Annotated in this window: 19 protein-coding genes; 10 read left to right on the top strand and 9 right to left on the bottom strand. The window is 72.4% G+C overall.

Annotation, left to right across the window (positions count from 1 at the left end):
• The first annotated feature begins 31 nt into the window (after positions 1-31).
• On the top strand, positions 32-652 hold the full coding sequence (locus IEZ10_RS10020) for a DinB family protein (protein WP_189246219.1): 621 nt from the start codon (positions 32-34) through the stop codon (positions 650-652).
• 56 nt (positions 653-708) lie between these two features.
• The gene (locus tag IEZ10_RS10025) at positions 709-1,080 is read left to right on the top strand and encodes a VOC family protein (protein WP_229811115.1); all 372 of its coding nucleotides are present in this window, start codon (positions 709-711) and stop codon (positions 1,078-1,080) included.
• Between the two features lie 128 nt (positions 1,081-1,208).
• On the opposite strand, the gene IEZ10_RS10030 is transcribed toward IEZ10_RS10025, so the two are convergent.
• Positions 1,209-1,841 (bottom strand): IclR family transcriptional regulator, encoded by a 633-nt coding sequence (locus IEZ10_RS10030; protein WP_189246221.1) that lies wholly within the window; start codon positions 1,839-1,841, stop codon positions 1,209-1,211.
• Positions 1,842-2,026: 185 nt separating this feature from the next.
• Here IEZ10_RS10030 and IEZ10_RS10035 point away from each other — a divergent pair, with 185 nt between their 5' ends.
• From IEZ10_RS10035 to IEZ10_RS10045, 3 genes are all read left to right on the top strand, one after another.
• Entirely contained in the window at positions 2,027-3,412 is a 1,386-nt protein-coding gene (locus IEZ10_RS10035; RefSeq protein WP_189246222.1) for a hypothetical protein, read from the top strand.
• A gap of 638 nt (positions 3,413-4,050) precedes the next feature.
• Positions 4,051-5,166 carry an FAD-dependent oxidoreductase gene (locus IEZ10_RS10040; protein WP_189246223.1) on the top strand — a complete coding sequence of 372 codons (1,116 nt, stop codon included), beginning with the start codon at positions 4,051-4,053 and terminating at the stop codon, positions 5,164-5,166.
• A 54-nt stretch (positions 5,167-5,220) separates the two neighbouring features.
• Entirely contained in the window at positions 5,221-6,069 is an 849-nt protein-coding gene (locus IEZ10_RS10045) for a L,D-transpeptidase family protein (protein ID WP_189246224.1), read from the top strand.
• 229 nt (positions 6,070-6,298) lie between these two features.
• Here the strand turns inward: IEZ10_RS10045 and IEZ10_RS10050 are convergent, their stop codons facing one another.
• Positions 6,299-6,499, bottom strand: coding sequence for an EF-hand domain-containing protein (locus tag IEZ10_RS10050; RefSeq protein ID WP_179826028.1), 201 nt, complete (start codon positions 6,497-6,499; stop codon positions 6,299-6,301).
• Positions 6,500-8,531: 2,032 nt separating this feature from the next.
• Between IEZ10_RS10050 and IEZ10_RS38840 the strand changes: the two genes are divergently transcribed.
• Both IEZ10_RS38840 and IEZ10_RS10060 read left to right on the top strand, forming a co-directional pair.
• The gene (locus tag IEZ10_RS38840; protein ID WP_229811184.1) at positions 8,532-8,711 is read left to right on the top strand and encodes a hypothetical protein; all 180 of its coding nucleotides are present in this window, start codon (positions 8,532-8,534) and stop codon (positions 8,709-8,711) included.
• A 445-nt stretch (positions 8,712-9,156) separates the two neighbouring features.
• Positions 9,157-10,809, top strand: a complete 1,653-nt coding sequence (locus IEZ10_RS10060; RefSeq protein WP_229811116.1) for an alpha-amylase family protein — start codon at positions 9,157-9,159, stop codon at positions 10,807-10,809.
• Between the two features lie 128 nt (positions 10,810-10,937).
• Here IEZ10_RS10060 and IEZ10_RS10065 read toward each other — a convergent pair whose 3' ends face one another.
• Entirely contained in the window at positions 10,938-11,612 is a 675-nt protein-coding gene (locus IEZ10_RS10065; RefSeq protein WP_189246226.1) for a TetR/AcrR family transcriptional regulator, read from the bottom strand.
• Positions 11,613-11,690: 78 nt separating this feature from the next.
• On the opposite strand from IEZ10_RS10065, the gene IEZ10_RS10070 reads away from it, so the two are divergent.
• Entirely contained in the window at positions 11,691-12,425 is a 735-nt protein-coding gene (locus IEZ10_RS10070; protein ID WP_308426261.1) for an SDR family oxidoreductase, read from the top strand.
• A gap of 123 nt (positions 12,426-12,548) precedes the next feature.
• On the opposite strand, the gene IEZ10_RS10075 is transcribed toward IEZ10_RS10070, so the two are convergent.
• From IEZ10_RS10075 to IEZ10_RS10090, 4 genes are all read right to left on the bottom strand, one after another.
• Positions 12,549-12,917: an HPF/RaiA family ribosome-associated protein gene (locus IEZ10_RS10075; protein WP_189246228.1), complete on the bottom strand. Its 369-nt coding sequence runs from the start codon at positions 12,915-12,917 to the stop codon at positions 12,549-12,551.
• Positions 12,918-13,595: 678 nt separating this feature from the next.
• Entirely contained in the window at positions 13,596-15,032 is a 1,437-nt protein-coding gene (locus tag IEZ10_RS10080; protein WP_229811117.1) for a hypothetical protein, read from the bottom strand.
• 411 nt (positions 15,033-15,443) lie between these two features.
• Complete coding sequence (locus IEZ10_RS10085) at positions 15,444-16,406, bottom strand: hypothetical protein (RefSeq protein ID WP_189246229.1); 963 nt, start codon at positions 16,404-16,406, stop codon at positions 15,444-15,446.
• Entirely contained in the window at positions 16,399-16,956 is a 558-nt protein-coding gene (locus IEZ10_RS10090; RefSeq protein WP_189246230.1) for an RNA polymerase sigma factor, read from the bottom strand. The genes IEZ10_RS10085 and IEZ10_RS10090 overlap by 8 nt, the downstream gene beginning before the upstream one ends.
• Before the next feature lie 407 nt (positions 16,957-17,363).
• On the opposite strand from IEZ10_RS10090, the gene IEZ10_RS10095 reads away from it, so the two are divergent.
• Positions 17,364-17,660, top strand: a complete 297-nt coding sequence (locus tag IEZ10_RS10095) for a DUF1540 domain-containing protein (protein ID WP_189246231.1) — start codon at positions 17,364-17,366, stop codon at positions 17,658-17,660.
• Between the two features lie 32 nt (positions 17,661-17,692).
• Here IEZ10_RS10095 and IEZ10_RS10100 read toward each other — a convergent pair whose 3' ends face one another.
• Positions 17,693-18,307: a TetR/AcrR family transcriptional regulator gene (locus tag IEZ10_RS10100; RefSeq protein WP_189246232.1), complete on the bottom strand. Its 615-nt coding sequence runs from the start codon at positions 18,305-18,307 to the stop codon at positions 17,693-17,695.
• 149 nt (positions 18,308-18,456) lie between these two features.
• Between IEZ10_RS10100 and IEZ10_RS10105 the strand changes: the two genes are divergently transcribed.
• Entirely contained in the window at positions 18,457-19,278 is an 822-nt protein-coding gene (locus IEZ10_RS10105) for an alpha/beta fold hydrolase (RefSeq protein WP_189246233.1), read from the top strand.
• Here IEZ10_RS10105 and IEZ10_RS10110 read toward each other — a convergent pair.
• Complete coding sequence (locus IEZ10_RS10110; RefSeq protein ID WP_189246234.1) at positions 19,258-20,268, bottom strand: hypothetical protein; 1,011 nt, start codon at positions 20,266-20,268, stop codon at positions 19,258-19,260. The two genes, IEZ10_RS10105 and IEZ10_RS10110, sit on opposite strands and share 21 nt — an antisense overlap.
• Positions 20,269-20,382: the final 114 nt, after the last annotated feature.

The raw sequence follows: 20,382 nt of genomic DNA on the forward strand, positions 1-20,382 counted from the left end.
TACGGTCCCCGATCGTTTCTATCGTCCCGCCATGACTCATCCCGGTACGACCCTGGACTGGAACCACCTGCTCTCCGAGCAGCTCGACTGGCACTGGCACCACCACCTGCGGCCCCGTCTCGACGGCCTGACCGACGAGGAGTACCTCTGGGAGCCGGTCGCCGGCTGCTGGAGCGTACGGCCCCGCGGCGCCGGCGCCGCGTCCGGCGCCGTCGGGAACGGGGACTTCGTGATCGACCTCGTGCGCCCCGAGCCGAGTCCGTCGCCGGTGACGACGATCGCCTGGCGTCTCGCCCACATCATCGTGGGGGTCCTGGGGGCGCGCGCCGCCGCGCACTTCGGGGGGCCCGCCGTCGAGTACCCGACCTTCCCCTACGCCGGTACGGCGGGCGAGGCCCTGAGACAGCTCGACGAGGTGTACGCCGCCTGGACGGACGGCGTGCGGGAGCTCGGCGCCGAGGGCCTGTCCCGGCCCTGCGGTCCCGCCGAGGGACCGTTCGCCGACCACCCCATGGCCGCGCTGGTCCTGCACATCAACCGCGAGGTCATCCACCACGGCGCGGAGGCGCTGCTGCTGCGCGACCTCTACCGCGACACCCCGGGGACCCGGGCGCGCTCCCGCCCCGAAGAACCGGCGGCTTCGGAGCGGTGACCAAGTGGAGCGATGGATGGCGGCGCGATTCGCGGACGAAGTATCTTGACGTCAAGATGCAAAAGGGGGTCGTGATGCTGCACCACGTCCAGCTCGCCTGCCCGCCGGGGAGCGAGCCCGCCCTGCGGGACTTCTACGGGGGAGTGCTCGGTCTGACCGAGATCCCCAAGCCTCCCGTTCTGGCCGCGCGGGGCGGTTGCTGGTTCCGCGGGCACGGCGTCGAGCTGCACCTCGGCGTCGAGGAGGACTTCCGCCCGGCGCGCAAGGCGCATCCCGGCCTGCTGGTCCGTGACCTCGACGGATGGGCCCGGCGCCTGGCGGAGGCGGGTCACCCGGTGACGTTCGACGACGACTTCCCGGGAATGCGGCGCTTCTACAGCGAGGACCCCCACGGGAACCGCCTGGAGCTCCTCGAACCGATCGCCTGACCCGGGCGGGCCTTCGGCGCCCGGTCCACCCATGCTCTCCTGCGGTGCGGGCCCGCCTGCCGCGTTCCACCGGGTTGGGACAGGTTTGGACGGATTTCATTGAGTTTCGCCGGGTCGGCCGGGTTCCGTCAGGCGAGGGCGCGGCCCAGTTCGGCGGCCGCGGCGGAGACCCGGGGGCCGACGACGGCCGGATCGAGGGCGGTGAAGGCGACGACCCCGACGGACGCCTCCAGCCAGGGCAGGCCGGTGACGGGCGCGGCCACGCCGCGGGCGCCCTCCTGGAGCTGGCCCTCGGTGACGACGTAGCCGGTACGGCCCTGCCGCAGGGCGAGGATGGCGTGCCCGGCCGCGCCCCGGCCGAGCGGGTGGCGGGACCCTTCGCGGTAGGCGACGTGCATGTCGGTCCAGGAGGGCTCCACCACCGCCACCGCCAGGCCGTCGTCCCCCTCGGCCACGGTCAGGTGCGCCGTCGCGCCCACCTCCTCGGCGAGCCCGCGCAGCGTCGGCAGGGCGCCCTCGCGGAGCAGCGGCTGTACGGCCCGCGCCAGCACGAGCACCCCGAATCCCAGGTGGACCCGGCCGTCGCCGCCCCGGCGGACGAAACCCTCGTTCTGGAGCGTGGTGAGCAGGCGGTAGACCACCGGGCGGCTCAGCCCCAGCTCGGTCGCGAGTTCGGTGGGGGTACGGCCACGCCGGCCGTCGGCCAGCAGGCGGAGCAGCCGGAGACCGCGCTCCAGGGTCTGTGAGGACTCGGCCGCCATCAGCGGGCCCGCCGTACGGGGATCATGCTTCGATTATCGGCACCCCGCCGGGGCGGCCGGGTGCGGGACGGGCCGGTGGGGCGAGGGGGAACCTGCTGACTTCCTGACAAAACCTGTTGAGATAGGGATGATCCGGATAGAGTGCCAAACGATCGTTTTGACCGGCTTCACCCGGGAGCTTAAGAATGCGACTCACTCTGCGGCGAACCCTGGCCGTCGGCGCCATGCTCACGGTCATCGGGGTGGTGACTCCCGCGGTCGCCGCCTACTCCCAGGACGATCCCCGGAGCTGCAACGATCTGTTGAGCGCCGACGCCCCGGCGTACGTGGTGTGCCACTGGCTGGCCAAGCCCGACGAGGCCCTCGGCGTCGCGGGGTTCTGGCTGGCCGACGACGGCGCCAACCTCAAGGACGCCACCCCGCTGCAGGGCAAGTTCATCGACTGCTCGGCCCCCGGCAACTACTGCGCGGAGCTTCAGGGCGACGGCGCGGTCGGCGACGAAGGCTCCCCCCTCCCGGAGGACGCCGAGGACGGCGGGACCCCCGAGTGCGAGAGCGGCCAGCAGTGCTCGACCGACGGGCACGGGATCGGCGGTGACGGCAGCGTGACCGGACCCGACAACGGCAGCTTCACCGGCCCCGGCGGCACCGGCGCGAAGACGGCGGCCACCCCGGCGACGACCCAGGGCACGCAGGGCGCCCAGCCCGCCGTACAGGCTCCCACCGCCCAGGAGGCGGCCGCGGCCGCGCAGACCCCCACCGGCAAGGCGGTGACCGCCGCCCGGAGCGGCGGGCTGCGCGTCTGGCTCGACACCGAGCTGGCCGACGACTGGAAGGCGGGCCCGGCGAACTTCGCCGCGGCCGTCAAGCGCGTCGCGGCGCTGGCCGCGCGGCCCGAGGTGACCGGGATCCGCTTCACCTCGCAGCTCGGCTACAACAAGACGTTCGCGACGGACGCCGAGGTCACCGCCTTCGTCACCGGCGCGTCGGCCGCGCTGCGTCAGGCGGCCCCGGGCAAGCGGCTGGGCGTCCACACGGTCGTCCCCGAGTTCGCCTGCGGCGCCGAGGCCGCCTGCAAGACCGAGATGACCAAGCGGTACCCGCTGCTCACCCCCGAGAAGGTCGAGGGCTACGTGAACGCGGGACGCCTCGACCAGCTCTCCCTGGACACCGGCCTGCTGTACGGCGGCTACCAGACCTGGAAGATCGACGCCGAGCAGGCGCACCGCAACCAGTGGATCCAGGTCCGCGCCCGCGCCTGGGACGTCCTGACCCAGGTGGCCGCCGAGGAGACCGGCGTCGTCGGCCAGGTCGCCCCCGAGCAGGTCGCGATGCGGGTGTCCGCGCCGGTCAAGGACGGCGCCGCCCAGCAGGTGAACCTCTGGACCCGCGTCCGGACCGCCCAGGGCACGGTGAACCGGCTGACCGCCTGGGACGAGCTGAAGAAGCTCGCCCCGGTCCAGCGCCGCATCGCGGCCATCTACGACCCGGCCACGCCGGAGACCGACGCGGCCGGCGACCTGAAGAAGCTCGCCGAGGTCGTCAGCCAGGTCTACCTCACCACCGCCTGACCACCGTCTGACCATTGCCTGATCACCGTCTGACCACCGTCTGAGCATCGCCTGATCACCGTCTGGGCGTCGCTCCGGTGGACCCGGCAGCGGATCGGCGGCTGATCCGTGACGCCCCGCCGGCTCTCCGGCGGGGCGTCCGTCATGCGGGGCCCAATCCCCTCCTTGCCGCCAGATTCCCGTACAAGCGGGACTCGCCCGACCGCCTCCGCCCATCGATACCACCGGGGGCGAATAGGCGAGCTTGCCGAGCAACGCAGGCAATCTCTCCCCTTGCGCCCGGATCGGGAGCCGTGCATTCCTGCGGCCGTGCCAAAAAAGCGTCAACCTTCCGCCCGGCCGATGGCGCCGATCGGCCGGTGAAGGTCGGCCCGGGATCGACCGGCCGTCATCGAATCATTCGGCGGGCCGCCGGGGTTACCCGCGTCCGGTCCAGGCGATCTCTCTGATCGTTCATCGTTCGTCCTGGTTCCGTAGTCGTTCGCGGGATTTCCCGGACACGCCGACGCTCCGGGGGGCGTCGGCGCCCGGATCTACCCTTGGAGTCGTTTGAGTGGGACGGCGGGGCGGTTGTTTCGCGGCCGGTCGCGCCGAAATACCGGTCGATCCGGGCGAATCCAGGAAGAAGGCGTTCTCAGGTGCGCGCGAATTCGGAGAGAATACTCGTTGTCGGGGCCGGTGTAAGCGGACTGACGACCGCGTTGTGTCTGGCCAGAGAGGGTTTCCGGGTCACCGTCGTCGCAGACAGGTTCGCACCCGACATCGTCTCGGTCGTCGCGGGGGCGTTGTGGGAGTGGCCGCCCGCGGTGTGCGGGTACCACCACGACGAGATATCACTCGCCCGGTCCAAGGACTGGTGCGTCACCTCGTACCGGATGTTCGAGGAAATGGCCCGCGCCAAGGTGCCGGGGGTGGCCATGCGGAGGTCCAATTTCTATTTCCGGCACCGTGTCGAGGAGAACCCGCACGATCTGCACAAGATGCGGGAGCTCGCCGGGAAGGTCCGCGGTTTCCTCCGCGACCCGGCTCTCGCCGAGCGCAACGGCGTGAACCCCGACTACGGCGTGGTCGACGCCTACTCCCACCTGGCGCCCATGATCGACACCGACCGGTACATGGTGTGGCTGATGCGCGAGGTCGTCGGCCACGGCGTACGGGTGGTACGGCACCGCGTCGAGGGCCCGCTGGCGGCCCGGCAGGGCGAGCTGTGCGAGCGGTTCGGCGCCGGACTGGTCGTCTGCTGCGCCGGACTCGGCACCGCCGAGCTGCGCGGCGTCCCCATGTACCCGCTGCGCGGCGCGCTCGTCCGGGTCCGCAACGGCGGCCTGCGCGGCCCCCGGATCGAGGAGGCCCACTGCGTCTCCCACGACGAGCGCCACGACGAGCAGGACATCGTCTTCATCGTCCCGCGGAACCAGAATCTCCTCGTTCTCGGCGGGCTGGCGGAAAAGGACGAGTGGGACACCGGAATCGATCTGGAGAACCACGCCCCCATCCGCGAGATGTACGAGCGGTGCCTCGCGTTCATGCCCGCGCTGCGCCGCGCCAGGATCGACCCCGACGAGCCGGTACGGGTCGGCCTGCGCCCGTTCCGCGGCGAGAACGTCTGCCTGGAATGGGATGAGGAGGACCAGGTCGTTTACAACTTCGCGCACGGCGGCGCCGGATTCAGCTTTTCCTGGGGGTGCGCCCGGGAGGCCGTCGGACTGGTGCGGACGGCCGTGGAGGAGCGGCGATACTCGCGCTCTTTCTGAGAGTTCTCCCCTTACCGCGGATGGGCGTGGAAAATGCGAAAGACCATTAGCTGCATGCTGACGGCGAACGCGGCTCTCCTGCTGGCGGCGGTCCTGCCGTTCCAGCTCGCACCCGGCGACGTCGCGCCGTCGCGTCCTCCGGTGCCCGCGGGCTCAGCGGGCTCGCCGGGGGTCCCCGGCGCCCCGGATGTCCTGGCGGCCCCGCCGGGACGGCCGGAGAGCCCGGGGCGGCCGGTCTCCGGCCGCGGGCACGCCGCCGTGAGGTTCCCGGTCCTGCGGCCCGGCGCGGAGGGGACGATCGTCCTCGCGGTCCGGCGGAGGCTGAGCCGGCTGGGCTTCGACGAGGGCCCGCCCGGCCTCACGTACGGCCCCGCCATGCGCGCGGCCGTGTGGGCCTTTCAGAAGGCGAACGGGCTGCCCCCGGTCGACGAGGTGGACGGTCCCACCTGGCGCGCGCTCGCCCACCCCGCGCGGATCAGGCCGCTGGTGCCGTCCGGCGGCCCCACGCGGGTGGAGATCGACCTGCGCCGGCAGTTGCTGACCGTGTGGCGGAACGACAGGCCCGAGCTGGTCACCCACATCTCCACCGGGAACGGCGAGCACTACTGCGAGAAGGGCCACTGCGGGGTCGCGGTCACGCCGACCGGCGACTTCCGCGCCTGGCTGCGGACGCCCGGGTGGACCAGCGGACCGCTGGGCGACCAGTTCTACACGGTCTACTTCAACGGCCAGATCGGCTTCCACGGCTCCGAGAAGGTGCCCCGGCACCCGGCGTCGCACGGGTGCATCCGCATTCCGCTCCACAACGCCAGGCCGATCTACGACATGATCCAGCCCGGGGACCCCGTCTACGTCCGCAGACCCGGCCCGGCCGACGAGCGGCCGAAGAGCCGCCGGACCTGAGAACGGAGTGCGGAATGTCCGGGCTGAGGAGGATATGGGTATGCGGCCGCCGACGAGCGGCGATTCCGGCAGGTGTCACGGCCCGGAGAGCCGGGAATGGACCTGAACTGCGTCCGGTCCGTGGCTGGCCCGTCGTGGCCTGCAAGGGGGATCCGCGGGCCGGGCGCCCATCCGCGCCCGGCGCGCCCGGCGGAGAGCGGGGCGGGAGGGAACGGCGCGTCCCCCCGGCCTACCGGAGATATCCGGCGAACTCCTCAAGCGAGATCAGGCCGTCGCCGTCCTGGTCGAGCTTGGCGATGGCGGCACGGGCCGTCTCGGGGGTGACCGGCTGGCCGAGCACCTCCATGAGGCGGGTGAACTCCTCAAGCGAGATAAGGCCGTCACCGTCGACGTCAATGATCTTGAAAGTCGTCGCGTAGTCGTTCGTCATGGGTGCGTCCGCCTTCCGGGAGTGGGGGATCGGGCGTCAAGCACATTAGCGGGCGATCGCGGCCCTGGGGAGACCGCGGGTCCAGGTCTCCCCATCGGAAGTCCCCGCCGGTCCCCACCGGTCCCCGCCGGGAGATGGCCACGCTTCCGTCCCACTTCTCCGGAGTGTTTCGCTTTCAGGATGATGTGCGGCTTTCCGGCTTTTTAACGGCTTCACCGATGTTGTCGGCATAGGGCGCGATAAGGCATTTGGTGGAGCTGTTCGGCCCTTAAGGACATCTGCTTTTATTCGACGTTTTGTGGGGGTGATGGGTAAAGAAACGCGCTCTCCTCGTCAGGTGCGTCAAACGATTCCGGGGGACACCGTTTCCTGATTCCCCGCCGTGGTTCAAAAGTGCCCGCACCGGGTTTTTTGCGAGCGCCGGAAGAGTAGAGAAGACGTCGTGGCTACCCTTATGAAAAGCGTCCTGGCGAGCGGTGCACTCGCCGGGGCCGTCCTCGCCCAGGCGTCCGCTCCGGCGTTCGCCGACACAGCACCCAAGCAGGTGCCGAAGCAGGTGCAGAGCAGCAAGGGGGGTCCTGACCCCTTCTGTGATGACAGCCCGCTCATGGTGACCTTCCACACGTTCTGTACTTCGTCGTGGGGTACGGCGGTGCCTCGTCCCATCCCCACCCCGCCGGCGGCCGCTCCCACTTCCGCTCCGCCCGTGGCGGCGGGCAACTACATCCTGCTGTGCAGGTGGCTCCGTCTTCCCGAGTCCCTCTGTGCCGTTCCCCCCGGTCCTCCCGGACCCCAGGGCCCGGCCGGCCCTCAGGGCCCGCCCGGACCGGTCGGTCCGCAGGGGCCGGTCGGCCCGCAGGGTGACACCGGTCTGCAGGGCCCGGCGGGTCCGCAGGGTCCGGCCGGTCCGGCCGGTCCGGCGGGTCCCGTCGGCCCGCAGGGTGGCGTCGGTCCGCAGGGCCCGGCGGGTCCGCAGGGTCCGGAGGGTCCTGCCGGTCCGCAGGGCGAGTCCGGGCCCGAGGGCCTGCCCGGCCTTCCAGGCCCGCAGGGCGAGCGCGGTCCGGCCGGTCCGGCTGGTCCCGCCGGCCCGCAGGGCCTGCCCGGGATTCCCGGTCCGCAGGGTGAGCCGGGTCCGATGGGTCCGCAGGGCCTGCCCGGTGACGTCGGCCCGGCCGGCCCGCAGGGTCCGGAAGGTCCGATGGGTCCGATGGGTCCGATGGGCATGACCGGTCCGCAGGGCGATGCCGGCCCGGCGGGCCCGCAGGGTGAGCCCGGTCCGGCCGGTCCGCAGGGTCCGGAGGGCCCGATGGGTCCGCAGGGTCTGCCCGGTGACGTCGGCCCCGCTGGTCCGCAGGGTCCGCAGGGTGACACCGGTCCGGCGGGTCCGCAGGGTCCGCAGGGTGACACCGGTCCGCAGGGTGAGCCTGGTCCGGCCGGTCCGGAGGGCCCGATGGGTCCGATGGGTCCGCAGGGTCTGCCCGGTGACGTCGGTCCGGCCGGTCCGCAGGGCCCGCAGGGTGACACCGGTCCGGCCGGTCCGCAGGGTCCGGAGGGCCCGATGGGGCCGCAGGGTCTGCCCGGCGATGTCGGCCCCGCTGGTCCGCAGGGTCCGCAGGGTGACACCGGTCCGCAGGGTGAGCCAGGGCTTCCCGGTCCGCAGGGTGAGCCTGGTCCGGCCGGTCCGGAGGGCCCGATGGGTCCGATGGGGCCGCAGGGTCTGCCCGGTGACGTCGGCCCCGCTGGTCCGCAGGGCCCGCAGGGTGAGCCCGGCCCGCAGGGTCTGCCCGGTGACATCGGTCCGGCCGGTCCGCAGGGTCCGGAGGGTCCGATGGGTCCGATGGGCATGACCGGTCCGCAGGGTGATGTCGGTCCGGCGGGTCCGCAGGGTGACATCGGCCCGGTCGGCCCGCAGGGGCCGGTCGGTCCGCAGGGTGACATCGGTCTGACAGGTCCGCCCGGACCCGAGGGTCCCCAGGGCCCGCCCGGACCCGAGGGTCCGCAGGGTCCGCCCGGACCCGCCGGGACATCCAGTGTGACCGGTCTGCAGGGCCCGGTGGGGCAGGTGACCGTGGTCTATCCGCCCAAGCAGGTCGTCTACCCGAGGACGATGGTGTACACCCGGCCGGTGCTCTACACCCGTCCCGTCGTGGGGGTCGTCCGGGCCTACCCGGTCGGCGGGGTCTGCGCCACCACGATCGTCCCGTTGTGCTGATCCCATCGCCCTGAGCGGGGACATCCCGCTCCACCGGCCGTGCGAGACGCCGGAGGGCCCCGTGAAGGGCCCTCCGGCCGACGGGTCGCACACGTGACCGGCACGCCGGCGGAGCGGGTGGGCACCGGACGAACGGGAAGGCGCGGGCTTCACGGTCCGCGCCTTTCCCATGCGAGCCGGGCTTCACGGCTCTCCCGTGCGAGCCGCGCTCCACGGTTCTCCCATGTGAGCCGCGCTCCACGGCTCCTCCATGCGAGCCGGGCTGCACGGCTTTTCCGCGCGAGGCCGTACGCCACGGTCCGCGCCTCGTCCGTGCGGAGCCGTACTCCGGGACCGGTGCCTTCTCCGGGCTCCGGGACCCGTGCCTTCCCCGGGCGGGGCCGTGCTCCACAACCCGCGCTTTCCTCATGAAACCGTCAAGCGAGGGTAGTGCGGATGCATGCGAATGACCTACACAGCCGACCTGTGGTGGAAGAACGCCGTCGTCTACTGCCTTGACGTCGAGACCTACAAGGACGGCAACGGTGACGGCATCGGCGACTTCCGGGGACTCGCCCAGGAGGTCGACCATCTCCACCGGCTCGGGGTGACCTGCATCTGGCTGATGCCGTTCTTCCCGACCGAGGACCGCGACGACGGCTACGACATTACCGACTTCTACTCGGTGGACCCCCGGCTCGGCACCCTGGGCGACTTCGTGGAGTTCATGCGCACGGCCAGGGACCGGGGGATCCGGGTGATCGCCGACCTGGTGGTCAACCACACCTCCGACCGGCACCCCTGGTTCGAGGAGGCCCGGTCGAGCCGCGACTCGGCCAAACGGGACTGGTACGTCTGGCGCGACGAGCCCGAGCCGTTCGACCCGAAGGCGATCGTCTTCCCCGACAAGGAGGACAGCGTCTGGGAGCTCGACGAGAAGACCGGGCAGTACTACTACCACAGCTTCTACCGCTTCCAGCCGGACCTGAACACGGGCAACCCCGAGGTGCGCGACGAGATCGCGCGCATCCTCGGGTTCTGGATGGAGCTGGGGCTGTCGGGGTTCCGGGTGGACGCGGTGCCGTTCCTGATCGAGGACATCGACGGCGACCCTCACGAGTTCCTGGCCGACCTGCGCGCCTTCATGAGCCGCCGCGACGGCTCCTCGATCCTGCTCGGCGAGGTGAACCTGCCCTACCCCGACCTGATGAAGTACTTCGGCGACGGCAACGGCGACGAGGTCACCCTGTGCTTCGACTTCATCGCCATGCAGCGGTTCCACCTGTCGATGGCCCGCGAGAACCCGCGCGTCCTGGCCGAGGCGCTGCGCGAGCGGCCCGAGCCGCCCGACGACTCCCAGTGGGCCATGTTCGTCCGCAACCACGACGAGCTGACCCTGGACAAGCTCACCGACGCCGAACGGCAGGAGGTCTTCGACGCCTTCGGCCCGGACAAGGACATGCAGCTGTACGGCAGGGGCCTGCGCCGCCGCCTCCCGCCGATGCTCGACGGCGACGCGCGCCGGCTCAAGCTGGCCTACAGCGTGCTGTTCACCCTGCCGGGCACGCCGGTGCTCTTCTACGGCGAGGAGATCGGCCTCGGTGAGAACCTGGCGGGCGAGGGCCGGATGGCCGTCCGGATCCCGATGCAGTGGTCGCCCTCCGGCGGCTTCTCGCCCGACCCGAAGGTCTCCGTCCCCTCCCCGGACGGGAGGTTCGGCCCGCGCAACGTCAACGTGAGCGACCAGCGCCGCGACCCGGACTCGCTGCTGCACTGGATGATGCTGCTGATCGAGCGCTACCGCGAGTCCCCGGAGCTGGCCTGGGGCTCCTACGAGGTGCTCGACACCGGGGACGACGCCGTACTGGCACACCGGGCCGACGCCGAGGGCGGCACCGTGGTGGCGGTGCACAACTTCGCCGGCCGCGAGGCGGAGGTGGAGCTCGTGCTGAAGGACCTGGGCCACTGCGACGTGCTCGTCGACCTGCTGGTGGACGGCACCCAGGAACTTCCCCCGGACGGCCGGGTGAGGTTCACGCTGGAGCCGTACGGCACGCGCTGGCTCCGCGCCACCACGCGCGACACGGCGCCGGAGGACAGCTCGGCCAAGAACCAGTGACCCCGGCCCGGCCGCCCGGCCGCCCGGATCGACCGGTTCGCCAGGTCCCGGCCGTCCGGAGAGGTCGTCCCGGTCGCCCCGGACCGCTCCGCGCCGCCCGAGCCGGTCAGTCCGGGCGGCCGGGCCGCTCAGCGCCGCCCCGGACCGCCTGAGCCGGTCGGTCCGGGCGGCCGGGTCGCTCCGCGCCGTTCCGGGCCGGGGCCGTCGCGGTCGCCGTCTCCCGCGGGCCAGGCGAGCATGGCGAGGTCGGCGACGCGCTCCAGCTCCTCACGGCCGGCGCCGTCGCGGGCCTGGGTGGACATGCCCTGGAGGACGCCGGCGTAGAAGGTCGCCAGCGTGCCGACGTCGGTGTCCGCGGGGAGCCGGCCCGCCGCGACGTCGCCGGCGACGCGCTCGGCGATCGCCGCCTTGCCCGCCTCCCTGCGCCGGCGCAGGCTCTCCTCCACCTCCGCCGACCCCGGTCCGCAGTTGACCGCCGCACTGATCACCATGCAGCCGGGCGGGTGGGACGGGTCGGTGTACTCCGCGGCGGCCTGGCGCAGGAAACGGGCGATCGCGGCGCGGCCGGTCGTCTCCTCGCGCAGCGCCCGTGACGCGAAGGCGCCGTGGGTGCGCTGGTAGCGCTCCACCACCTCGTCGAACAGCCGCCGCTTGTCACCGAAGGCGGCGTACAGGCTGGGCGGGCGGATGCCCATGGCCGTGGTGAGCGCGGCGATCGAGGTCGCCTCGTACCCGTGCCGCCAGAACTCCCGCAGTGCGCTCTCCAGTGCCGCGTCCCGGTCGAACTCGCGTTGCCTGCCCATGTCCCCAATTGTAGCGAACGCTAAAGAACCGTGCTACGGTCTTTTCTGTAGCGACCGCTAAAGATGGGAGTGAGTGACATGAGGACCGCTCTGGTGACGGGTGCGAGCCGGGGGATCGGCCGGGCGATCGCACTGCGGCTGGGACGCGACGGTGTGCGGGTGGCCGTTCACTACGGCAGGGACGAGGTGGCGGCCAAGGAGACGGTGGAGGCCATCACCGGGGCCGGGGGCCGGGCGTTCGCCGTACGGGCCGAGCTGGGCGTGCCCGGAGACGTGGACACGCTCTTCGCCGCGCTGGAACCGGAGATCGACGGGCTGGACATCCTGGTCAACAACGCCGGAGTCAACGCCTCGGTGCCGATCGAGGAGCTCACGCCCGAGCTGTACGACAGGGTGTACGCGGTGAACGTCAAGGCGCCGCTCTTCATCATCCAGCGGGCGCTGCCGCTCATGCGGGACGGCGGCCGCATCGTCAACATCACGTCGGGGGTGACCAGGATCGCCCTTCCCGGGACCATCGCCTACTCCGGGACCAAGGGGGCGATCGAGGTGATGGGCCGGACCCTCGCCAAGCAGCTCGGGCCGCGCGGGATCACGGTGAACTCGGTCGCCCCGGGGTTCGTCGACACCGACATCAACGCCGACTGGCTGCGCGGCAACCCCGAGGCCCAGGAGTACGCGGCGGGCTTCGCGGCCCTGGGCCGGGTCGGCACGCCTGAGGACGTCGCCGACGTGGTGGCATTCGTCACCTCCGCCGACGCCCGCTGGGTCACCGGCACGACCCTCGACGCCACCGGCGGCTCCGCCCTCTGACCAGGGCCGGTACCGATGCCGTCCGTCGTCCGGATCCTCCGGCCGGCCGCGGTCCCGGTCTGCGTCCGGATCCTCCGGCCGGGTCACCGTCCCGGTCTCCGGCCGGTCGGCGGGCCGGCGGTGTCAGGGACGGCGCTGCTGGTGACGGTCCTGCCGGGGGTCGCGCTTGGTCTTGAGCTTGTCGAGCTGCTGCACGAGGTCGTCGCGGACCTCGTTCAGCGCCGAGGTCATGTCCTCCTCGCCGGAGGTCGCCACCAGCGGGTCGGCGCCCGCCAGCCGGCATTCAAGGGTGACCTTCTGCTCGGCCCGGTCGCGGTTCTTGACGTTCAGCAGCAGGTCGACCGAGCTGAGCGGGTGGGAGCGCAGTCGCTTCTCCAGCGGGGTGAACCGTTCCACGATCCCGGGACGCTCGTCGTCGGCGAAGCCCCTGCCGAGGTAGAGCCGCTCGTCGACGATGTTCACCTGCTCCTCGCCCGCGCTCTTCATCGTCATAAGTCCTCCTACCAGCTCTGTGTCTTCTCGTCGTGTGGTCCGCCGGTCAAGGGGACTCGTCTCCGGCGCCGCGCCGTGCGTCACCGTCGTCCCGGCCGTTCCGCACCGGACCACCGTCGCCCCGGCCGGGCCGTACCCGGCCGTCGGCGGTTGTGCTGGCCGTACCCGGCCGTCGGCGGACTATGCGGGCCGCACCCGGCTGAGACACCGGGCGGGTTCCGGGGTCGCGCGTGGCGCCGGACGGGCCGCGGGACCGGGCGTGGAGCCGGGCGGGGCCGGGTCCGATGCGACGTAATCCCGGCGGACGCATATGCTTCGCATGGCTGGAACCAGGTATTGAGCAGGACCTAAAAGGAGAAATTGACCGTGTACAAGGAGTTCGCAGTCGAGGCCGTGGTGTGGCTGATCCCCGTCATCGTGCTGCTCGGCCTGGCGTTCATGATCACTTCTGCCTGACCCCGGCACGGCCGGAACCCCCGGATCCCGGCATGACCGGGATCCCCTGACCCCGCGAAGCCGCCCGGTTACGGCGGGAGCGCCCGCCGCGCCCGCCCCGGGACACCTGTTCCGGAACCGGGCCCGGGAGAGCCGAGCCGTGACACCCGCCCCGGGACACCCTCCTCGAAGCCCTGTCACGCCGCCCGCCTGTGGCGAGGCCGTATCCGGGGTGTCCGCGGCTCATCTCCGCACCCGCCGCAGCACAGGCCGGAGAGCCTCCGCCGCCTCCCGTACGGCGAGCGCGGCGGCCAGACAGGCGACCGGGATGACCGGCAGGACGTAGCGGTGGTCGAAGTCCAGCACCGCCACCGGACCCACCAGCAGCCCTACCGCCACCGCCCACGGCAACAGCACCGAGCGCCACCGGAGAACCGCCCCGGCCGCGCCCGCCAGCAGGATCGCCGCCAGCATCGGGCCGCGCAGGTAGGCGGGGTACTGGTAGGCGACCAGGAAGTCCGCGTACGGCCGGACCGAGTACAGCCCTCGGATACCGGGGTCGTACTCCCGCCTGACCTGGTCGATCAACGGCTGGGCGGGCAGCGCCCAGTCCCCGAGCGCGAAACCGAAGGCCGCGTTGACCCGCTTGGGGTGGGGGACGGGAGTCCAGGGGAAGGCGAGCGAGGTGTCCTTCGCCACCTCGCGGAGATAGTCGAGCGGCTGGGCGGCGACGGCGCGCAGCGCGAACGACCGGGCGAGCGCGTTGTGCGAGAACCGATCGCCGGGAAGCCGGTTGAGCGAGGCCCCGGGGGCCCACACGTACTCCGACGCCGCGTCCACGACCGTGCCGTTGGGGCAGAGCCGCGCCTCATCGGCGGGAGGGTCGATCACCGAGCAGTCGGCGAACGTCATGGTGCGCGCCCACAGCGCCACCCCGTCCGCGCCGCTGAGCGCGAACGCGCCGTGATGCGCGCGGTACCAGCCCGCGTAGGCGGCGAGCGGGAGCGTCCCGGCGAGCACCAGGGCCGCCAGCGGGCGCCACCCGGCCCGCCGTACGGCCAGCACCAGGAGGACCAGGACGAGCAGCGGCAGCGCGATCGTCCTGGTGAGCGCCGCCGCCGCGAACAGCAGGCCCGCCACCGCGGCGGCCCGCGGCGACAGCCTGGGCGACCACATCAACACGGCCACCCCGGTGACGATCAGGAAGATGAACTGCGTGTCCGACAGCACCGCGTGCTCCAGCCGCAGGAACGACGCGTCGAACAGAGCCGGCACGGTCGCCAGGGACGCCCCCCACCCGGGCAGGGACCTGCGGCGCAGCAGGGCGTAGATCACCGCCCCGGTGGCCAGGCCCAGGAGGTGCTGGACGGCCGCGATCACCGTCACACTGTGGAAGGGCAACAGGGCGCGCAGCAGCAGCGGATAGCCGATCGGGTGGAACGTCGCCGACGGCCGCAGGTGGACGGCCGTGTCGAGGTAGGTGAAGGAGTCGTACCAGTACAGCTGTGCGGGGCGGTAGCCGAGCATCGTGATCACGCGCAGCGCGGCGGCCAGGACGAGGACCACCGTGAACACGCGGTGCCGGGCGAGCGCGCGGCGGGCCGCGACGAGCGGGCGGCGGGCGGCGGTGGACGGGCGGAGCGGCCGGGGGGCCGTCGTCGGGCGGGTGTCTGTGAACATGCGGGGTCCGATCGTCTTTCCGGGCACGCCGGAGCCGGGCACGCCGAAGTCAGGTACGCCGGAGTCGGGCATTCCGGAGGTCGGGCGTGCCGCGGTCGGGCATGCCGAGGAGAGCGCGCGGCGCGGAGCCGGCGCCGTGAGGGAACGCGGGGAAAGGGGCGCCCGGCCGCGGGGCGCGGAGGGCGAGAGCTCTCCGGGGAGCGGGAGGGCGGCGGTCCCCGGAGAGCGGGGGAGGACGAGGAGTCCTCAGGCGGAGGCGGAGTCCTCCGGCGGGGCCGTCAGGCGGAGGCGGGATCCTCTGACGGGGCCGTCAGGTGAAGCGGGTCCCCCGAGGGGGAGGGCCCGGTCACCAGGTCCCCGGTCTCGGGTGGGAGGGCTCGTCCTCCGGTGAACGCCTCGGAGAGGAACCGATCACGAGGCCCCCGGTGCCGGGTCGGAGGAGCCGGCCTTCGGTGAGCCCTTCCGGCACATGTTCTCCGGGGCGCCCACCGCCTCGGGCAGGGCGGGTTCCTTCTTGGTGGGCCAGACCAGTACGAGCGCCGAGGTCGCGGACTCCAGGACGGCGTCGTGGACGTACCACCGACCGGGCACCGGCTTCCCCGCCTGCTTGTCGCCGTAGGAGATGGTCTTGATGGTGGTGACGCCGCGGCTCTCCAGCAGCGGCCGTACCTCGGACATGGGGCGGTTGACGAAGGGCACGCAGTGGAGCAGCCCGCCGGGCGCGGCGAGACTGGTTCGCCACCGGTAGGTCTCACCCGGTCGCGCCGGGCGGGCGAGGGAGATCTCGGCCTGTCCCCGGTAGTGGACGGGGACCCTGATCCCGATCGGGCAGTCCTGCCACGGCTGATCACAGCCTCCGGGACGGTCGACCGTGCTGATGAGGTCCTTCCTGAGCCGCAGCTCCACGTTGGACAGACCGTTGGAGCGCCGGTCCATCACCACCATCCGGCCGGCGAGGCCCGGCGGCGCCGGGTCGAGGATGAGTGAGATCCGCAGGCCGCGGTCCCGTAGCTCGCGCTGGTAGGCGGCGGGGGCGGCGTACATGTCCCTGACCATGATCAGCATGTTGTCGCCCTCCCGCCTGATGTCGAGGGCGGCTGAGGCCGGGGCGGTGCCGAACAGGCCGGGAAGCGCCCAGCTCAGCATCGTCACGGCGGCGGCGATCCCGGCCACGAGGGGCGCGGCGAACCGCCGGGCGGGCCGGGAGGGAACCTGCCGCCGGCGACCGTGAGGGACGGTGAGCCATCGGCGGAGCCCGCCGGCGGCGGGGACGGGCATGGCGGTGATCTCGTCCAGCAGCTCCCTGGCGCCGGGGGTCATGCCGGGGCCCGGGTCCGGGGCGATCCCGGCGACGAGACGGTCGATGTCAGGCACCGGATCCACCCTTCACCAGCGCGACCGCGCGCGAGCCGTACCTGGCCATGTCGAACCCTCCGGCCTGCAGCTCCCTGGCGAGCCGCCTGCGGGCGCGGTGCAGCCGCAGCCGCACCGCGCCGTGCGAGCACCCCAGCACCTTCGAGATCTCCTCACCGCTCAGACCCTCCCAGCTGACCAGGGCGAGCAGCTCCCGGTCCTCGGGGCTCAGGCGCATGAACGCCTGGCGCACCCCGTCGGCGTCGTCCTCCACGAGGTCCTCGGCCCAGACGGTCAGCTCGGCGCGCAGCCGTACGGCCAGCGCGGATCGCCGGGTCTCCGCGCGCCGCCGGTTGGCCAGGACTCGCCGGGCCACCCCGTACAGCCAGAGTTTCGCGTCGTGACCGTCGGGGATGTCGCGCATCCGCCGCCAGGCCGTGGTGAACGTCTCGGCGAGCGCGTCGGCGGCGTCGTCGGGGGAGTCGGTACGGCGTCGCACGTAGGCGAGCAGGTCGGGGTAGTGCGCCTCGTAGATCTCCTCGAAGCGCCCCTTCGGGTCAGGGGGGCCCACGCTGTCGCCTTTCGCCGGGTGCTCGTCACCTTGCACCTGTCCGGGTACGGCGCGGTGTTACGTCCCAACCGAGATTTCTGGAAAAAGTATGTTTTCCCGGGTGACACGGTACGACGCCCGGCGGAACGCGGACTCGGTGGGACCCGGGCTTGGCGAGGCGCGGCGCCGGGGAGGCGTCCCGGCGCGGTCGGTGCCGGAGTGGCGCGGTGCCCGGTGGAACGCGGCGATCGGAGTGTTCGGGGGCCCGGGACCGGAGTGCCGGGGCGGTCGGGGTGCAGGGGCGGTCGGGGTGCAGGGGCGGTGGCTGGTGAAGATTTGGGGCCGCGTCGGGCTTGGTGAAGGCCGCTTTTCGGTACGAACCTCCTACTCAGCGTGATGTTTCTTCAAGGGTGCGAGGAGGACTTCCGATGGAGATGCCCATCGTGAACCGATGTCAGGCCGAAACCTGCGCGTACAACAGGAACCAGGGGTGCCACGCGCTGGCTATCACCGTGGGCGACCGGCGGCACGCGCGCTGCGACACCTTCTTCACCGACTCGGTCAAGGGCGGCGATCCGGGCGGCACCGGCCGGGTCGGCGCGTGCAAGATGGCCGACTGCCGGCACAACGACCAGTTCGAGTGTCAGGCTCCCGGCATCACCGTCGGGGCGGGGGAGAGCGGGGCCGACTGCCTCACCTACGACCCCGTCTACCAGACCGCCTGACCGCGCGGCCCGTCATCCGGTCCCGGGGGCGGTCACGAGGCCGGGACCGTGCCCGAGGCCGGGGGCGGGCCGATGACGTCCAGCAGCGCCCGCAATCCCTCGACCACCTCCGGGCCGGTCGGCGACCTCTCCGGGTCGATCAGCCACTGCACCATGACGCCGGAGAGCAGCGCCATCTGCACCGAGCCGAGCGTGCGCGTCGCCGCGTCGGCGACCTCATCCTCCGGGACCCCCGACAGCAGCGCGGTCAGCCCGCGGCGCCCCTCCTGCTGGCTCCCTGACAGGTGACGCCGCAGCTCGGGGGAGTGCTCCGCCTGCAGGGCCGCCTCGATGCTGGCCAGCCACAGCCTCCGGCTGGCGGTGAACGACTCGATGATCCGCGTCCACATGGCCTCGTACTCCTCCGCCGAGGAGGACCCCGCCTCGCCGTAGGCGGCCAGTGTGCGCCCGGTCTCGCTGCCCCACTCGTCGATCGCCTCGATGAGAGCCGCGATGAGCAACGCGTCCCGGGAGCCGAAGTGGTAGCCGATGGCCGCCATGCTGACCCCTCCGGCGGCGGCCGAGATGTCGCGGACGGTGGTCCGCGCCCAGCCCTTCTCCTCCAGGCAGCGCCGGGCGCCGGCGATCAGATCCTCGCGATTTCCCATGCCGGGATGCTACTGGCCTCCCTCTCCTCCCGGCGGCATGCTCTTGCGCAAATGCCTTAGGCATACGCATTGCGCATCTGCGCAAATCGGCGTAGCGTTGCGAGCACACGCCACCGGGGCGTGACCGCGAGACCGCGAAAGGGCCCGCAATGAACCAGAGCACCCCCCAGACGACCACCCCCGTCCGGGCCGAGTTCCGCATCGACGGGCGACGCCTGTCCTACGTCGACTTCGGCGGCCCCGGCCGTCCCCTCATCGCCCTGCACGGCCACATGTCCGAGGGGGCGAGCTTCGCCCGGGTGGCCGCCGCGCTCGCCCCGGAGTGGCGGGTCATCGCCCCCGACCAGCGCGGGCACGGCGAGTCGGACCGGGCGCCCGACTACTCGCGCGAGGGATACGTCGCCGACGTCGTCGCCCTGCTCGACCACCTCGGCCTCGACCGGGCCGTGGTCATGGGCCACTCACTGGGCGGCATCAACGCCTACCAGCTCGCCGCCCGCCACCCCGAGCGGGTCTCCGCGTTCGTCAACGTCGACGCGCCGGTACGGCTCGGCCTGGACGGCGGCCCCGACCCGCTGGCCTTCGTGCTCGCCCTGCCGTACGAGGCGCCCACCCGCGAGGCGATGATCGAGGGGATGGGCCACTTCGCGCCGTTCTTCACCGACGCCCTGCGGGAGAACCCCGACGGAAGCTGGCGCCTGCCGTTCCACCCCGAGGACATCCACGAGTCCGAGCAGTCCAACCGGGGCGACCACTGGGCCGACTGGACGGCGAGCACCTGCCCGGCCCTGCTGATCCGCGCCGCCGAGGGCGGCGTCATCTCCGCCGAGGACGCCCGGGCCATGGTCGAGCGGCGTCCCGGCACCCACCTCGTGGAGCTGCGGACCGACCACTTCGTCTACGCGGCCGACCCCGAGGGCGTCGCCGCCGCCGTCGCGGGGTTCCTGCGCTCAGCCGCCCTGGCCGGCTGAAGGGGCCGGCGTGGCGGTCCTCCCGGAGCCGGTCCTCACCGAACCCCTCTCCGCCGGACCGGTCCTGGCCGAGCCGGTCCTCGTGGAACCGTTCCCGGAGGAGGCGTCCTCGGCGGGGGTCCTCTCGGCGGCGGCGTTCTTCGCGGGGGCGGGCTCGCCGCAGGTGAAGCCCTCGTGGTCCGGCTCCAGTTCGATCCCCTGGAGCACGGTCGAGCCCATCGGACGGCGGAAGGTCTCCCGCCGGGCGCAGTCGTAGAACGCGTAGGTGCCCTCGTGCTCGCCGAGCAGCAGCAGGGGCGTCCCGCCGTACAGGGGAGCCCCCTTGCCGGGGGTGACGGCGACCACCCACTGGTCCTGGAAGCCGGCCAGGCTCAGCACGATGCTCCCCCGCCCCGTGGCGGCGAGCGCCTCCGCGTCCGCCTCCAGTTGCCCGATCAGCGCGAAACCGAGCCCGATGCCGGTGAACGCGGCGATCACCACCCGCATCCCGGCCCGGCCCGTCGGGCGGCGCCGCAGCAGCCGGAACGGCACCAGGAAGGAGACGGCTCCGATGACGGCGGCGACCAGCACGATCGAGGCGAGCCCGGCGCCCTCGTCGAGGTCCAGGTAGCCGAGGAAGCCCCAGTACGTCGCGCCGCACCACACCGCGCCCAGGGTCGCCGCCGCCCACGGCCGTGCCCGTACGGCGCGGGCCAGCCTGGCCGCGTGCCCCAGGGTGGCCCTGTTCACCAGCCAGCAGACGGCCACCAGCGCGCCCAGGATCAGCGAGCCCCCCAGGATCAGCAGGACCAGGGACCCGACCAGGCGTCCGAACATGGTCGCCTGGTCGATGCCCGCCTGCTCGGGGCTGATGTTGAAGATCCCGTACATCTGCTGGACGCCGAGGTAGAGCAGGGCGTAGAGCGCGATGCCCACCGGGAGCACCACCGAGCCGATCCGTTCCAGCAGGTCCATGGCACTGCCCTGGCCGGTGGCGTCCCTGTCGGTCATTTCGCGATTTATCCCGTGTTGGCGTGCGCTGTCCGGAACAGCGTGCCACACCGGGACCCCCGCGGGCACCGGGCGGTTTCCCCCCGATGCCACGGGGCGCCGGGAGCCTCACCC

It is taken from the genome of Streptosporangium pseudovulgare, assembly GCF_014648055.1.
GTDB classification, from domain to species: Bacteria; Actinomycetota; Actinomycetes; order Streptosporangiales; family Streptosporangiaceae; genus Streptosporangium; species Streptosporangium pseudovulgare.

Coding starts and splice junctions, on each gene's coding strand:
- IEZ10_RS10020 (WP_189246219.1), top strand. CDS start 32: ATGACTCATCCCGGTACGACCCTGGACTGGAACCACCTGCTCTCCGAG.
- IEZ10_RS10025 (WP_229811115.1), top strand. CDS start 709: ATGCAAAAGGGGGTCGTGATGCTGCACCACGTCCAGCTCGCCTGCCCG.
- IEZ10_RS10030 (WP_189246221.1), bottom strand. CDS start 1,841: ATGGCGGCCGAGTCCTCACAGACCCTGGAGCGCGGTCTCCGGCTGCTC.
- IEZ10_RS10035 (WP_189246222.1), top strand. CDS start 2,027: ATGCGACTCACTCTGCGGCGAACCCTGGCCGTCGGCGCCATGCTCACG.
- IEZ10_RS10045 (WP_189246224.1), top strand. CDS start 5,221: ATGCTGACGGCGAACGCGGCTCTCCTGCTGGCGGCGGTCCTGCCGTTC.
- IEZ10_RS10050 (WP_179826028.1), bottom strand. CDS start 6,499: ATGACGAACGACTACGCGACGACTTTCAAGATCATTGACGTCGACGGT.
- IEZ10_RS10060 (WP_229811116.1), top strand. CDS start 9,157: ATGACCTACACAGCCGACCTGTGGTGGAAGAACGCCGTCGTCTACTGC.
- IEZ10_RS10065 (WP_189246226.1), bottom strand. CDS start 11,612: ATGGGCAGGCAACGCGAGTTCGACCGGGACGCGGCACTGGAGAGCGCA.
- IEZ10_RS10070 (WP_308426261.1), top strand. CDS start 11,691: ATGAGGACCGCTCTGGTGACGGGTGCGAGCCGGGGGATCGGCCGGGCG.
- IEZ10_RS10075 (WP_189246228.1), bottom strand. CDS start 12,917: ATGACGATGAAGAGCGCGGGCGAGGAGCAGGTGAACATCGTCGACGAG.
- IEZ10_RS10080 (WP_229811117.1), bottom strand. CDS start 15,032: ATGTTCACAGACACCCGCCCGACGACGGCCCCCCGGCCGCTCCGCCCG.
- IEZ10_RS10095 (WP_189246231.1), top strand. CDS start 17,364: ATGGAGATGCCCATCGTGAACCGATGTCAGGCCGAAACCTGCGCGTAC.
- IEZ10_RS10100 (WP_189246232.1), bottom strand. CDS start 18,307: ATGGGAAATCGCGAGGATCTGATCGCCGGCGCCCGGCGCTGCCTGGAG.
- IEZ10_RS10105 (WP_189246233.1), top strand. CDS start 18,457: ATGAACCAGAGCACCCCCCAGACGACCACCCCCGTCCGGGCCGAGTTC.
- IEZ10_RS10110 (WP_189246234.1), bottom strand. CDS start 20,268: ATGACCGACAGGGACGCCACCGGCCAGGGCAGTGCCATGGACCTGCTG.